General features: G+C 57.8%; 11 protein-coding genes. 7 read left to right on the top strand and 4 right to left on the bottom strand.

Annotated elements, in window-relative coordinates:
• The first annotated feature begins 44 nt into the window (after window positions 1-44).
• Window positions 45-716, top strand: a complete 672-nt coding sequence (gene queE / locus WM95_RS19755) for a 7-carboxy-7-deazaguanine synthase QueE (RefSeq protein ID WP_088544967.1) — start codon at window positions 45-47, stop codon at window positions 714-716.
• 17 nt (window positions 717-733) lie between these two features.
• Here queE and WM95_RS19750 read toward each other — a convergent pair whose 3' ends face one another.
• Together WM95_RS19750 and WM95_RS19745 are read right to left on the bottom strand one after the other, a co-directional pair.
• Window positions 734-2,131 carry an MFS transporter gene (locus tag WM95_RS19750; RefSeq protein WP_023309005.1) on the bottom strand — a complete coding sequence of 466 codons (1,398 nt, stop codon included), beginning with the start codon at window positions 2,129-2,131 and terminating at the stop codon, window positions 734-736.
• A gap of 27 nt (window positions 2,132-2,158) precedes the next feature.
• Window positions 2,159-3,328 carry a M20 aminoacylase family protein gene (locus WM95_RS19745; RefSeq protein ID WP_063408508.1) on the bottom strand — a complete coding sequence of 390 codons (1,170 nt, stop codon included), beginning with the start codon at window positions 3,326-3,328 and terminating at the stop codon, window positions 2,159-2,161.
• A gap of 171 nt (window positions 3,329-3,499) precedes the next feature.
• On the opposite strand from WM95_RS19745, the gene WM95_RS19740 reads away from it, so the two are divergent.
• Window positions 3,500-5,845 (top strand): helix-turn-helix transcriptional regulator, encoded by a 2,346-nt coding sequence (locus WM95_RS19740; RefSeq protein WP_063408507.1) that lies wholly within the window; start codon window positions 3,500-3,502, stop codon window positions 5,843-5,845.
• Here WM95_RS19740 and queD read toward each other — a convergent pair.
• A complete protein-coding gene (gene queD, locus WM95_RS19735; protein ID WP_023309002.1) occupies window positions 5,830-6,192 on the bottom strand; it encodes a 6-carboxytetrahydropterin synthase QueD in 363 nt (120 codons plus the stop codon). The genes WM95_RS19740 and queD overlap by 16 nt on opposite strands.
• Window positions 6,193-6,498: 306 nt before the next feature.
• Here queD and cysJ point away from each other — a divergent pair, with 306 nt between their 5' ends.
• From cysJ to cysH, 3 genes are read left to right on the top strand one after another with little or no spacing between them, the layout of a single operon-like run.
• The gene (gene cysJ / locus WM95_RS19730; protein ID WP_063408506.1) at window positions 6,499-8,304 is read left to right on the top strand and encodes an NADPH-dependent assimilatory sulfite reductase flavoprotein subunit; all 1,806 of its coding nucleotides are present in this window, start codon (window positions 6,499-6,501) and stop codon (window positions 8,302-8,304) included.
• A complete protein-coding gene (gene cysI, locus WM95_RS19725; protein WP_023309000.1) occupies window positions 8,304-10,016 on the top strand; it encodes an assimilatory sulfite reductase (NADPH) hemoprotein subunit in 1,713 nt (570 codons plus the stop codon). The genes cysJ and cysI overlap by 1 nt, the downstream gene beginning before the upstream one ends.
• A 15-nt stretch (window positions 10,017-10,031) precedes the next feature.
• Window positions 10,032-10,766, top strand: coding sequence for a phosphoadenosine phosphosulfate reductase (cysH, locus tag WM95_RS19720; RefSeq protein WP_023308999.1), 735 nt, complete (start codon window positions 10,032-10,034; stop codon window positions 10,764-10,766).
• A gap of 71 nt (window positions 10,767-10,837) precedes the next feature.
• Here the strand turns inward: cysH and WM95_RS19715 are convergent, their stop codons facing one another.
• Complete coding sequence (locus WM95_RS19715) at window positions 10,838-11,881, bottom strand: aminopeptidase (protein ID WP_063408505.1); 1,044 nt, start codon at window positions 11,879-11,881, stop codon at window positions 10,838-10,840.
• A gap of 237 nt (window positions 11,882-12,118) precedes the next feature.
• Here WM95_RS19715 and cysG point away from each other — a divergent pair, with 237 nt between their 5' ends.
• Together cysG and cysD are read left to right on the top strand one after the other, a co-directional pair.
• A complete protein-coding gene (cysG, locus tag WM95_RS19710; protein WP_059446891.1) occupies window positions 12,119-13,477 on the top strand; it encodes a siroheme synthase CysG in 1,359 nt (452 codons plus the stop codon).
• A gap of 9 nt (window positions 13,478-13,486) precedes the next feature.
• Window positions 13,487-14,395, top strand: a complete 909-nt coding sequence (gene cysD, locus WM95_RS19705) for a sulfate adenylyltransferase subunit CysD (protein ID WP_006811770.1) — start codon at window positions 13,487-13,489, stop codon at window positions 14,393-14,395.
• Window positions 14,396-14,401 lie beyond the last annotated feature (6 nt).

Below are 14,401 nucleotides of genomic sequence, written 5' to 3'. Positions count from 1 at the left end.
GGGATCTGCGATACTTATCGTTTATCCCCTTTACTGAGATGACTATGCAGTACCCGATTAACGAGATGTTCCAGACCCTGCAAGGCGAGGGTTACTTTACCGGCGTTCCCGCTATTTTCATTCGTTTACAGGGATGCCCGGTTGGCTGTGCCTGGTGTGATACCAAACATACGTGGGATAAGCTCGCAGATCGGGAAGTGTCGCTGTTTAGCATTCTGGCGAAAACCAAAGAGAGCGATAAGTGGGGCGCGGGCAGTTCTGAAGATCTGCTGGCCATTATTGGTCGTCAGGGCTGGACGGCGCGCCACGTGGTGATCACCGGCGGTGAACCCTGCATCCACGATCTGACGCCGCTGACCGAGCTGCTCGAAAAGAACGGCTACAGCTGCCAGATTGAGACCAGCGGCACCCATGAAGTGCGCTGTTCACACACGACCTGGGTGACTGTATCGCCAAAAGTGAATATGCGCGGCGGGTATGACGTGCTGTCTCAGGCGCTGGAACGCGCGGATGAGATTAAGCACCCGGTAGGGCGCGTGCGTGATATCGAAGCGCTGGATGAACTGCTGGCCACGCTGACGGATGAAAAGCAGCGCGTCATTGCGCTACAGCCGATCAGCCAGAAAGACGACGCGACGCGCCTGTGCATTGAAACCTGTATTGCGCGCAACTGGCGCCTGTCGATGCAGACGCACAACTATCTGAATATCGCCTGATCGTTGCGCGGCCCCGCCTATCGCGGGGCCCGTTCTGAAGGAAGCAATGCCCAGGTGACTCCCGCCGAAGCGAGACAAATTGCGCTGTTGAAGAGTAGCGCATACTGTGCGGCGCTGGCCATTCCCAGCGGCAGCAGCAGCGCATACAGCGACGCGGTAACGGCGATCCCCATTGCTCCGCCCAGCGAACTGCCCATCTTGTAAACCCCTGAGGCCACGCCAACTTTGTTTTCAGGCGCATTCATTACCGCAGTATCCGTTGACGGCGTGGCGTAACACCCCAGCCCCAGGCCAAATAAAATGTTGCTGAGAAAAACGGTGACAATATAGATCTCTTTGCTTAAGAAAGTGCAGGAGATCAGCGTGATACCCGTTGCGGTCAGCAGCGGCCCGGTCATCATCGGCAGGCGCGCCCCGTAACGCTGGAGCAGCTTTTCCCCGACCCGAATCATCGCCAGCACGGTGACCAGATATCCCAGCGTCATGATGCCGGTTTGTAGCGGCGAAAGATGGTGTCCTTGCTGCAGCCAGATACTGGCGATCATCATGGTGCCAATGCAGCCGTTGAGCAAAAAATTTGAGAATACCGACGCGCTGTAGGCCCGGTTTTTAAACAGGGCAAAATCAATCAGCGCCACATCACCTTTACGTCGCCCGGTAAGCACAAAGAAGACCGCAGCCAGCGCGGCGCTACCCAGCACAAGTAGCGATAAAACGCTGCTCCAGCCCCAGCTGTGCCCTTTACTGATAAATAGGTTCAGCAGCACCAGCATGCAGACAAAGCTCACCAGGCCGCTGATATCCAGCTTATGGCGGCTCGCGGCGTCGCTTCGGCTTTCCGGCGTACCGCGGATCAGCAGCAGCGCCGCCACCGCGACCAGCATGGAAAAAACAAAAATCCAGCGCCAGCCGAGCGTGGTGGCAATAGTCCCGCCGACAAACGCGCTCAGGCCGCTGCCGCCCCATGAACCAATGACCCAAAAGCTGATGGCCCGCTGCCGCGCGTTTCCTTCATACCACGTTTTAATCAGCGCCAGCGTGGCGGGCATGATGCAGGCCGCTGACAGCCCCTGTATCGCTCTTCCCAGCAGAAACAGAACCGGCTCCCACGAGATGAAAAGCAGGGCGCTTCCGACGATGCTCAGCATCAGGCCGATATAGGTCATGCGCATACGCCCAAACTTGTCGGCAAATCCCCCGCAGGCAACGACAAAACAGCCGCTGAACAAGGCGCTGAGGCTGACCGCCAGCGTGAGGGTTTCGAGGGAGATAGTCAGGCTATTTTTCATTGCCGGGACAACGTTAATCACCGACTGCGCAAATAACCAGAACGTCAGAACGCTCATCACAATACCGGCCAGCAGCCGATCGTTACCGGCGTAGGTCGGTGTGCCTGTCAGGGGAACGGTACTCATCGTGCAAGCCTCCGGGGTGGGCGAGAATTAACGCAGATAATGTTCGGTCAACGCGCTCCAGAGTGCCGCGCCGGTGAGGAGAAGCTTGTCGTTAAAGTCATAGCCTGGGTTATGCACCATGCAGCGCTCAGGCTCATCTCCCGCACCGAGGGTGAAGTAGCAGCCGTTGGGATTTTTCTCGAGCATGAACGCAAAATCTTCGCTTCCCATAAAGGCATTCACCGACGAGACGGCATCCTGACCGAACAGGTCGGTCGCTACCGTACGCACCATTTCATTGGCCTGCGGGTTATTCCTTAGCACCGGACTCCCGTTCACGTGACGGATCGTGGCCGTGGCGTTGAAGCTCTCAGCCTGCGCCACGGCGATATCATGGATCCGCTGCAGCACGGTTTGACGCACCGTTTCATCCAGCGTGCGAACGGTCAGCTTCATTAACACCTTGTCGTTGATGATATTCGGAGCATGACCCGCCTGGATGCTGCCCACGGTCACGACGACCGGCTGGAACGGGGTAATATTCCTCGACACAATCGACTGCAGGGCGAGGGTGATGTGGCAGGCAACCAGCGTGGCATCGACGGTGTGTTCCGGAACGGCGCCGTGTCCTCCCACCCCGTTGACTTCAATATGAACGGTGTCCGAAGAGGCCATCATGGCGCCATCGCGAAGGCCGATTTTCCCGAGTGGCTGGGAGGGCATATTGTGCAGGCCGAAAATATGGTCGCAGGGGAACTGCTCAAACAGGCCATCCTCCAGCATGATGCGTCCGCCATACAGCAGCTCTTCCGCAGGTTGAAAAATGAGATGTAACGTACCGCTAAAGTTGCGGGTGCGAGCCAAATATTCTGCGGCATAGAGCAGCGTGGTGGTGTGGCCATCGTGCCCGCAGCCGTGGAATTTTCCCTCTACGGTGCTACTCCACGCCTTGCCGCTGTTTTCCTGCATTGGCAGTGCATCCATGTCGGCGCGCAGGCCCAGGCTTTTGCTGCTGTTGCCCACCTTCAGGGTGCCAACCACCCCGGTTTTTGCCATTCCCCGGTGGACCTCATAGCCCCATTGTTGAAGGAGTGACGCGACGCGGTCGCTGGTTTTGTGCTCCTCGAAGCCAATTTCGGGGTATCGGTGGAATTCGCGACGAAGTTCAGTGAACCGATCTTCGGTGTCCCGCAGAGCGTCAACAATTGGATGTGTCATTTTTGTTATCCTTTTCCTGCCAAACGGTGTTAGTTTCGAGTTTATGTCGATCGCATTGCCGGAAAATGCCCTTTTTTGTTGTAAAGCGACGCCTTTTTTCTGATTGTTTTTCATACGATTCAGTTATGACAAAAAATGGCGCATCATTTTTTGTCCATGCGGGGGAGCCGAATGGAGCAGCATGGGAACGAGTTTGCGGTAGTCGTTGAAGACATTCGCCTGCTCACGCAGGATGAAGGTGATTCGCTGACGATACTGTGGGTTCTGGAAGGGCAAGCCGAACTGCAAACCGCCGCAGGACGCGAGACGGTGTCAAATAACGGTCTTGCGGTGATAAACCGCTATCAGCGCTGGCGGTTCAGTAGCCAGAGCGCGAACGTGACGCTTCGTGTCGTTCTCTCCGGGCGGTGGGTAATCAAGCTGTACAATGACTTTTTTGCCCATGACTACGCGGTTCCGACAGAGTCCGGTGGAAACTGGCCGCAGTGTGACGAACTTCGGCACCTGCTGCGTCAGCTTCTGGTGGTGACGCTGGTGAACGATCCGCACCGCTTCAGGCTGGAGGCAAATCGCTGGCTGAGCGAGATCCTGCTGCTGCTGATTGGCCGCTTTCAGCAGCCTGCCCGCCAGAAACCCCGGGACCAGCACGCCGACGTCAGCAAGCGCATTGCCCGCGTGCTGGAGCGGATCAACGCCAGCTATACCCGGCGCATTACGCTGGCCGAAATTGCAGCGAGTGAGTTCGTCTCCGAAGCGTGGCTCTCCCGCCTCTTTCGAAAAGAGATGGGTGTCAGTTTTATGCAGTACATCACCGCCCTGCGGCTGGAAAAAGCGGCTGACGCCCTGCGCCTCACCAGCCGTCCTTTGCATCAGATTGCGCTGGAGCACGGGTTTGCCAGCACGCGTATGATGACCGATCGGTTCCGGCGCTATCACAATATGTCTCCGGGCGAGTTTCGTAAGGCCAGGCGGCATCGCTCCGATGCGTCTCCGCTGCGGGCAGGCACGGGCGAGCAGCGCTTTCCCATCGCGGTGGATAGGCTGTTTAGCTTGCTTAGAGGCGCTGAGAACCGCGGCTGGGAACCCGCTCCGCTAACCCACTCTCCGCGTCAGGAGCGAATAGTTGATCTGCAGCAGCTTTATCCGCTCTCGTCCGCACTGCGCCGCGCGAGGCTGGTCGTCACCCTGCGCGAGCTCGACGATTTACTGCGGGAGGATGTTCGCCAGCATCTGGAGGCGCTTCACGAGGCGATCCCAATTGAGGGGATTGATATCGCTGAACCTTTTCTCAGCAGCCGTCTGTTCGCCACGGGATGGGACGATCCCCATATGGCGGGTTACGCCTGCTGGTACAATCTGCAGCAGCTGTTTACCTGGATAGCAAAAAAAGGCTGGACGATCCTGCTGCACACGGGGGTCACCACCCGATGCGATCTTCTGAAGCGCTTTTTGCAGCTGTCGGTTAACCGATTTTTACCCGATATTACCGCAGGCTGGCACGTCGTGATGCACTGGTCTCCTCAGGCAAGCACGGAAACCCTGGAGCACGCCTGGCAGGCTCAGCGGGCGACGGTAGGGGCCTACCTTCCACAGGCAAAGTTTGGGGTGTGGCATCGCTTCTCTCCCGTGGGTACTGAACTCGGCGACGACGCGCTGTTCCATTCTGGCATTCTGGACCAGGCCGATTTCCTCGCCTGTCAGGCGGATGCCAACGAGCTGCTCGATCTGGCGCGGCTGGATCCTGCACATCTCTCCTCGGCTGAAAACTATCCCGTGCTGAAGATTCGCCAAATACTCGCCGCCCTTCGCCAGCGGCAGCGCACGCTGCCGGTATGGTTACTCTCGTGGAATACCCTTACCGGGAATACGCGGGCAACCAACGGCTGGTTTTTTCGCGGCGCGCTGCTTATGCAAAATTTACTCGGGCTTTCAGAACAGGTCTGGCTGGCGGGATTCTGGCTGAATTCCGGTTTGCAGGGGGAAGCCAGGGCGAACAACACCCTCGATACATCGAGCCTTGCGCTTCAGTATAATCACGGCCTTCCGCGGCCTATCTACTGGGTGCTCTGGCTGTGGCAACGCCTGCGGGGAGAAGTGCTCATCAACGACAAGAGCGTGCTGCTGCTCCGCCATCAGGGGGGCTATCAGCTGCTACTGCGTAACGTGGTGGTGTTCAATCCGCTGCTCTCCAGCGAGGAAGCTTTTATCCAACGTTTTCAACAGCAATATCATCTGCAGCTACAGGGGATGTGCGGCGAGTGGCGCATCAGGCGCCATCTGTTCGATCGGCACAATGGTGCGCTCTACCCGCTGCTGGAAGGGGTACGCAGCGACAGCGGGCCTGATGAAGAGATGTGGCGCTGGATTGCGCACAAAGCGCGTCCAACGCTTTCCTTACGCGATGAACGGCTTAATGACGGCTGGCAAATGACAGAATCACTGGAAAGTAACGCGCTCGTGCTCTATGAGTTCATGCCGCTAAACGGGCGTGATGAAGAGGATCACTCCCCGCGATAGATACAGCCAGCGGTGCAGGTCTCTTTGATCATCACCGCGCTCAGCAGCGGCACCAGCGGCTTCATCTGATCCCAAATCCATTTCGCCAGCACTTCGCTGGTCGGGTTTTCAAGGCCCGGGATATCATTCAGGTAGTAATGATCCAGACGATCGTAGGTCGGCTTAAACGCCGCCTTCAGCTCGGCAAAATCCATGATCCAACCGGTATGAGGATCAACTTCACCGGTGATCTCAAGACGCACCATGAACGAATGCCCGTGCAGACGGCCGCATTTATGCCCTTCAGGGACATGCGGAAGGTGGTGGGCGGCTTCGAAGGTGAAATCTTTAAACAGTGTGGTGGACATGATCGCTCTCAGTAATGCGGAAAAAACCGCCGCATAGTACCGGAAAGCACAATTTTTAGCATTAACTAAAACGGCTCTGAAGCCAGGCGTCTCGTTAACGGGCATTTTTTGTGGGTTTTATCGATAATTTTCAGTGGGTTAATTAATCGGTTTTATCGTTAAGTATGACAACTAAAACAGGTTAGTCCATTTGGTTATTTATTATTTCCATCCCTTCTTTAATTGTTATTATCCTCGCCGTTAACCTTATCTTCAGTTTGGATTTATTCGCTTAAAGTCCGCTTGGCTACTGGAACATAACGACGCATGACAACACAGGCCCCACCTTCAAATTTGCTTCCCCTGAACCCGGAGCAACTGGCGCGCCTTCAGGCTGCCACCTCTGATTTTTCTCCCACTCAGCTTGCCTGGGTCTCCGGTTATTTCTGGGGAATGCTCAATCAGCAGCCTGGCGCTGTGGCGGGTGCACCAGTAACGGCCGTTGAAATTCCGGCCATTACGCTGATTTCCGCCTCGCAGACGGGCAATGCGCGCCGCGTGGCCGAAGCGCTGCGTGACGACCTGCTGGCCGCCAAACTGAACGTGAACCTGGTCAACGCCGGGGATTATAAATTTAAGCAAATCGCGTCAGAAAAAATGCTGGTGGTGGTCGCCTCTACCCAGGGCGAAGGTGAACCCGCTGAAGAAGCGGTGGCGCTGCACAAGTTCCTGTTCTCGAAAAAAGCGCCGAAGCTGGATGGCACGGCGTTTGCCGTATTTGGCCTTGGCGATACCTCGTATGAATTCTTCTGCCAGTCCGGTAAAGACTTCGACAGCAGGCTGGCGGAGCTGGGCGCGGAGCGCCTGCTGGACCGCGTTGACGCGGATGTCGAATACCAGACCGCCGCCGCCGAATGGCGTGCCCGCATTGTTGAGGTGCTGAAAGCGCGCGTGCCGAAAGAGACGTCGGCGCAGGCCGCCTTCACCGCGACGGGGGCCGTCAACGACATCCACACCAGCCCGTACACCAAAGAGGCGCCGCTGACGGCGAGCCTGTCGGTGAACCAGAAAATTACCGGCCGCGACTCGGAAAAAGACGTGCGCCATATCGAAATCGATCTCGGCGACTCTGGCCTGCGCTATCAGCCGGGCGACGCGCTGGGTATCTGGTACCAGAACGATCCGGCTCTGGTGAAAGAGCTGGTTGAGCTGCTGTGGCTGAAGGGGGACGAGCCCGTCACCGTTGACGGCAAAACCCAGTCGCTTTCAGAGGCGCTGCAGTGGCATTTCGAACTGACGGTGAATACCCCGAATATCGTCGAAAATTATGCCACCTTAACGCGCAGCGAATCCCTGCTGCCGCTGGTGGGCGACAAGGCGAAGCTGCAGCATTACGCCGCGACGACGCCAATTGTCGATATGGTCCGTTTCTCTCCGGCTCAGCTGGATGCCGATGCGCTAATCGGCCTGCTGCGACCGCTGACACCGCGCCTGTACTCCATCGCCTCTTCGCAGGCCGAAGTGGAGCGTGAAGTGCATGTTACCGTCGGCGTGGTGCGCTACGACATCGAAGGCCGCGCTCGCGCGGGTGGGGCATCTAGCTTCCTGGCGGATCGCGTGGAAGAAGAGGGCGAAGTGCGCGTCTTTATCGAGCACAACGACAACTTCCGCCTCCCGGCGAACCCGGAAACGCCGGTCATCATGATTGGCCCGGGCACCGGCATTGCGCCGTTCCGCGCCTTCATGCAGCAGCGCGCGGCAGATGAAGCGCCGGGTAAAAACTGGCTGTTCTTCGGCAACCCGCACTTTACCGAGGATTTCCTCTACCAGGTTGAGTGGCAGCGCTATGTTAAAGAAGGCGTACTGACCCGCATCGATCTAGCCTGGTCCCGCGACCAGAAAGAAAAAGTATACGTACAAGACAAACTGCGCGAACAGGGCGCAGAGCTGTGGCGCTGGATCAATGACGGTGCCCACATTTATGTCTGCGGCGACGCCAATCGCATGGCGAAAGACGTTGAGCAGGCACTGCTGGAAGTGATTGCCGAATTCGGCGGTATGGATGCCGAAACGGCGGATGAATTTTTAAGTGAGCTGCGCGTTGAGCGCCGTTATCAGCGAGATGTCTACTAATGAGCGAAAAACATCCAGGGCCACTGGTGGTCGAAGGTAAACTGACAGACGCCGAGCGCATGAAGCTGGAAAGCAACTATCTGCGCGGCACCATTGCTGAAGATCTGAATGACGGTCTCACCGGCGGCTTCAAAGGCGACAACTTCCTGCTGATCCGCTTCCACGGTATGTACCAGCAGGACGATCGCGACATCCGCGCCGAGCGTGCCGAACAGAAGCTGGAGCCGCGTCATGCGATGCTGCTGCGCTGCCGCCTGCCGGGCGGGGTGATCACCACCAAACAGTGGCAGGCCATCGACAAGTTTGCCGGTGAAAACACGATTTATGGCAGCATCCGCCTGACCAACCGTCAGACCTTCCAGTTCCACGGCATTCTGAAGAAGAACGTGAAGCCGGTGCATCAGATGCTGCACTCGGTCGGGCTGGACGCGCTGGCGACCGCCAACGACATGAACCGTAACGTGCTTTGCACCTCGAACCCGTATGAGTCCGAGCTGCACGCCGAAGCCTATGAGTGGGCGAAGAAGATCTCTGAGCATCTGCTGCCGCGCACCCGCGCCTATGCGGAGATTTGGCTCGATCAGGAAAAAGTCGCTACCACGGACGAAGAACCGATCCTTGGCCAGACCTATCTGCCGCGTAAGTTTAAAACCACGGTCGTGATCCCACCGCAGAACGATATCGATCTGCACGCCAACGACATGAACTTCGTGGCGATTGCCGAAAACGGCAAGCTGATTGGCTTTAACCTGCTGGTGGGCGGCGGCCTGTCTATTGAACACGGTAACAAGAAAACCTACGCCCGCACCGCGAGCGAGTTCGGCTTCCTGCCGCTGGAGCACACGCTGGCCGTGGCGGAAGCGGTAGTGACCACGCAGCGCGACTGGGGCAACCGTACCGACCGTAAAAACGCGAAAACCAAATACACCCTGGAGCGCGTGGGCGTTGAGACGTTCAAAGAGGAAGTGGAGCGTCGCGCAGGCATCAAGTTTGAGCCGATCCGCCCTTACGAATTCACCGGTCGCGGCGATCGCATTGGCTGGGTGAAGGGTATCGACAATAAATGGCACCTGACGCTGTTTATTGAAAACGGCCGTATTCTGGATTATCCGGGCCGTCCGCTCAAAACCGGTCTGCTGGAAATTGCTAAGATCCATAAAGGCGAATTCCGCATTACCGCTAACCAGAATCTCATTATTGCCGGCGTGCCGGAGAGCCAGAAGGCGAAGATCGAGAAGCTGGCGCGCGACCACGGGTTAATGGATGCGGTTAAGCCGCAGCGTGAAAACTCGATGGCCTGCGTGTCGTTCCCGACCTGCCCGCTGGCGATGGCCGAAGCGGAACGTTTCCTGCCGTCATTCACTGACAAGGTAGAAGCGATTCTGGAAAAACACGGTATTCCGGACGAGCATATTGTTATGCGCGTCACCGGCTGCCCGAACGGCTGCGGTCGCGCGATGCTGGCCGAGCTGGGTCTGGTGGGGAAAGCGCCGGGGCGCTATAACCTGCACCTGGGCGGTAACCGTATCGGCACGCGCATTCCGCGTATGTTCCGCGAGAACATTACCGAGCCGGAAATCCTTGATTCCATCGACGAGCTTGTCGGGCGCTGGGCGAAAGAGCGCGAAGCGGGTGAAGGCTTCGGCGACTTTACGGTGCGTGCGGGCATCATTCGCCCGGTGCTCGATCCCGCAAGGGATTTCTGGGAGTAACCACGAGAGGTAATTATGTCCGTACTCGATCTAAACGCCCTTAACGATCTGCCTAAAGTCGAACGCATTCTGGCGCTGGCAGAAACCAATGCCCACCTTGAAAAGCTTGACGCCGAAGGGCGCGTGGCGTGGGCGCTGGAAAACCTGCCGGGAGACTATGTGCTCTCGTCGAGCTTTGGTATTCAGGCGGCGGTCAGCCTGCATCTGGTGAATCAGATCCGTCCGGACATTCCGGTGATCCTCACCGATACCGGTTACCTGTTCCCGGAAACCTACCAGTTTATTGACGAGCTGACGGACAAGCTCAAGCTGAACCTCAAAGTTTACCGCGCGACGGAAAGCGCGGCCTGGCAGGAGGCGCGCTACGGTAAGCTGTGGGAGCAGGGCGTTGAGGGCATTGAGAAATACAATGAGATCAACAAAGTCGAGCCGATGAACCGGGCGCTGAAAGAGCTCAATGCGCAGACGTGGTTTGCGGGCCTGCGTCGCGAGCAGTCCGGCAGTCGTGCAACCTTACCGGTGCTGGCGGTCCAGCGCGGGGTGTTTAAAGTGCTGCCGATTATCGACTGGGATAACCGGACGGTGTATCAGTATCTGCAAAAACACGGGCTGAAGTACCATCCGCTGTGGGACCAGGGCTATCTGTCGGTGGGCGACACCCACACCACGCGCAAATGGGAACCGGGAATGGCGGAAGAAGAGACGCGATTCTTTGGGCTGAAGCGCGAGTGCGGGCTGCACGAAGGGTGATCCTTTATCCACCCTCTCCCTGTGGGAGAGGGTTTGGGTGAGGGCATCAGGCCGCGCTATGCTTAACCACCTCAGGCTTTCCCCGCCTTCGCCAGCTCCTTCACCAGCGGCAGCATGACCTTCACCACATCACGACTGCGGTGCTCAATCCGCTGCGGCAGCGCGCTGTCAATGTGCTGCTGATTATCCAGCATCACGTTGTGCCAGCTTGTCCCGTCCGGGAAGGCTTTCGATTTAGCGCGTTGCTGATAGCCATCTTTTTTGCCCAGTGCCCAGTTTGTCGCTTCCACGTACAGCACCGGAATGCCCGCCTTATCGAAGACTTCCCCGTCGTTGCAGCAGCCCGTTCCTCGTGGATAATCGGGGTTACCGCCAGGGTTGCTGGTGGCAAAAACGCCATGGCTGCGGGCTATCGCCAGCGCCCGGTCGCGCGTCAGTTTCCGCACGGGTCCCGGCGTACTCTGCCCGCTGTTGAAATAAAGCTTGTCGCCGACGATCAGGTTATCAAGGTTGATCACCAGCAGCGTATTTTTCTTCTCCTCAGCGCTCATGCGTTTGAGGAGATTCTCAGCGCCGAGTTTGCCCTCTTCTTCACCGCTGGTAGCCACGAAACGAATGCCATACTGGGTTGGAATATCTTTCATCCGCTCGGCCAGTTCGAGCATCACGCCCAGGCCCGCCGCGTTGTCGTCCATGCCCTGCAGCGTCAGCCCGCCGAGGTTGTTATCCGTATCGGCATCGCTCATCGGGGCGTAGGTATCAAGGTGCGCCATAATAATAATCTGTTCAGCCGCGCTACCTTCATGCGCCGCGATAACCGTACTGCCGGTCACGTTATGCCAGTTTTTCGTTTTATTTCGTGAGGTATAGACGTAGCGGCTGTGAAACGACCTGATATCGCTCTGATAGCCCATCCCGGCAAACTGCTGGCGAAGATAGTCCGCGGAGAGCATCTCCGCAGGCGAGCCGGTCATGCGGCCAGGAAAGACGGTGGCAATATGCCGCGCCTGCATAGTGGCGATTTCACCATAAGGTTGGTTTTTTGCCTGGGCAGGAAGAATAAAGCAAACGCCGAGCGCCAGGGCAGCAATACGGTGGCGCGTTGCGGAAAACATAGTGAGTCCTTAAAAACAGAGCAAAATATTAACCCGCCTAGTATGAAACTGTGATCGCCCATACACAATTTGAATTGCTCTTAAATGCCCGATATTTCGCATGTTAAGCACTTTTTGGTATTAGCTTTTTCACGGCGTTATTCCATTGAGTAACTACTCATTCCAATTCGTAATTTCATTCGGTCTAAGCCGCCCCCTATAGTCCCTTTATTCCTCGTTGTTAGTGAGTTGTTGCTTGTGGACTATCTGCCCTTATTTGCCGCGATAAAAGAGAAGCCGGTGCTGGTTGTAGGCACGGGTGAAATTGCCGATCGCAAAATCGCGTTTTTGCAGCGCGCAGGGGCGCAGGTGCGGGTAGTGGCAGAAGCGGATTTTGACGAATCACAAATCGATACCGTAGTGCTGGTGATTGCGGCGACCGAAGATCGCGACCTGAACCGGCGGATTTCCGACGCCGCTCAGGCCCGTTACCGCCTGGTGAACGTGGTGGACGACCAGCCGTTATGCTCGTTTATCTTCCCGTCGATCGTTGACCGTTCTCCGCTGCTGGTGGCGATCTCCTCCGGCGGTACCGCACCGGTGCTGGCGCGCGTGCTGCGTGAAAAAATCGAAGCGCTGCTGCCGACCAGCCTCGGGCGCATGGCGGAAAAAGCCAGCTTCTGGCGCAACCACCTTAAAACGCGCCTGACCAGCGTAACGGAACGCCGTCGCTTCTGGGAACGCGTGTTTCGCGGCCGCTTTGCCAGCCTGATGCATGCCGGTAATGAGACGGCAGCGCAGAAAATCCTCGAGGACGAACTGGATAACCCCGGCAGCACGGGCGGGGAGATCATTCTGGTGGGGGCAGGGCCGGGCGATGCCGGGCTCCTGACGCTGCGCGGCCTGCAGGTGCTGCAGGACGCGGACGTGGTGTTCTACGACCATCTGGTCACCGACGGCGTGCGCGAGCTGATCCGTCGCGACGCGGAGCAAATCTGCGTCGGCAAACGGGCTGGCGAGCACTCGGTGCCGCAGCACGACACTAACCAGATGCTGGTTGACGCCGCCAAAGCGGGTAAAACCGTGGTGCGCCTGAAAGGGGGCGATCCGTTTATCTTCGGCCGCGGCGGCGAAGAGCTGCAGGCGGCAGCCGAAGCGGGCGTACCGTTCCAGGTGGTGCCCGGCATCACGGCGGCCTCTGCGGTGACGGCCTACGCCGGTATTCCGCTGACCCACCGCGATTACGCCCAGAGCGTCACCTTTGTGACCGGCCACTACAAGGCCGACAGCACGCCGTTCGACTGGTCGCATCTCGCCCAGAGCCGCCAGACGCTGGCGATCTACATGGGCACGATGAAGGCCGCGGACATCAGCGAACAGCTTATTCAGCACGGTCGCGAGGCGACGACGCCCGTTGCCGTCATTTCTCGCGGCACGCGCGTCGATCAGCACGTTGCGACGGGCACGCTGGAACATCTTGCAACCCTGGCGAAAGACGCCCCGATGCCCGCCCTGATCGTGGTGGGTGAAGTGGTGCAGCTGCACAGCACGCTCGCCTGGTTCCAACACACAACCGATACAGAAGGCTTTGGTTCTTCTGTCGTAAATTTGGCTTAAGGAACGGTTATGGACCAAAAACGTCTTACACACCTGCGGCAGCTCGAAGCGGAGAGTATCCATATCATCCGCGAAGTGGCCGCCGAGTTTTCTAACCCGGTGATGATGTACTCCATCGGTAAAGATTCCAGCGTCATGCTGCATCTGGCGCGTAAAGCGTTTTATCCGGGCACGCTGCCGTTCCCGCTGCTGCACGTGGATACCGGCTGGAAATTCCGCGAAATGTACGAGTTCCGCGACCGTACCGCGAAGGCCTACGGCTGCGAGCTGCTGGTGCACAAAAACCCGGAAGGGGTGGCGATGGGCATTAACCCGTTCGTGCACGGCAGCGCCAAACACACCGATATCATGAAAACCGAAGGGCTGAAGCAGGCGCTGAACAAATACGGTTTTGACGCGGCCTTCGGCGGCGCGCGCCGTGACGAGGAGAAATCCCGCGCCAAAGAGCGTATCTACTCCTTCCGCGACCGCTTCCACCGCTGGGATCCGAAAAACCAGCGTCCGGAGCTGTGGCACAACTACAACGGTCAGATCAACAAAGGCGAAAGCATTCGCGTCTTCCCGCTCTCCAACTGGACCGAGCTGGATATCTGGCAGTACATCTACCTGGAAAACATCGAGATCGTTCCGCTGTATCTCGCCGCCGAGCGCCCGGTGCTGGAGCGTGACGGCATGCTGATGATGATCGACGACGATCGCATCGACCTGCAGCCGGGTGAAGTGATCAAAAAACAGATGGTGCGTTTCCGCACCCTCGGCTGCTGGCCGCTGACCGGCGCGGTGGAGTCCAGTGCGCAGACGCTGCCGGAGATCATCGAAGAGATGCTGGTGTCGACCACCAGCGAGCGACAGGGGCGCGTGATTGACCGCGACCAGGCAGGCTCCATGGAGCTGAAGAAACGTCAGGGTTATTTCTAAGGAGCC

This window comes from Enterobacter cloacae complex sp. ECNIH7, assembly GCF_002208095.1.
Taxonomy (GTDB): Bacteria; Pseudomonadota; Gammaproteobacteria; order Enterobacterales; family Enterobacteriaceae; genus Enterobacter; species Enterobacter cloacae_M.
The sequence above is the reverse complement of the archived record's forward strand: the minus strand, read 5'-3'. Positions and strand labels throughout refer to the sequence as shown.

Excerpts from the sequence above, each read along its gene's own strand:
- queE (WP_088544967.1), top strand. The coding sequence starts at position 45 with ATGCAGTACCCGATTAACGAGATGTTCCAGACCCTGCAAGGCGAGGGT.
- WM95_RS19750 (WP_023309005.1), bottom strand. The coding sequence starts at position 2,131 with ATGAGTACCGTTCCCCTGACAGGCACACCGACCTACGCCGGTAACGAT.
- WM95_RS19745 (WP_063408508.1), bottom strand. The coding sequence starts at position 3,328 with ATGACACATCCAATTGTTGACGCTCTGCGGGACACCGAAGATCGGTTC.
- WM95_RS19740 (WP_063408507.1), top strand. The coding sequence starts at position 3,500 with ATGGAGCAGCATGGGAACGAGTTTGCGGTAGTCGTTGAAGACATTCGC.
- queD (WP_023309002.1), bottom strand. The coding sequence starts at position 6,192 with ATGTCCACCACACTGTTTAAAGATTTCACCTTCGAAGCCGCCCACCAC.
- cysJ (WP_063408506.1), top strand. The coding sequence starts at position 6,499 with ATGACAACACAGGCCCCACCTTCAAATTTGCTTCCCCTGAACCCGGAG.
- cysI (WP_023309000.1), top strand. The coding sequence starts at position 8,304 with ATGAGCGAAAAACATCCAGGGCCACTGGTGGTCGAAGGTAAACTGACA.
- cysH (WP_023308999.1), top strand. The coding sequence starts at position 10,032 with ATGTCCGTACTCGATCTAAACGCCCTTAACGATCTGCCTAAAGTCGAA.
- WM95_RS19715 (WP_063408505.1), bottom strand. The coding sequence starts at position 11,881 with ATGTTTTCCGCAACGCGCCACCGTATTGCTGCCCTGGCGCTCGGCGTT.
- cysD (WP_006811770.1), top strand. The coding sequence starts at position 13,487 with ATGGACCAAAAACGTCTTACACACCTGCGGCAGCTCGAAGCGGAGAGT.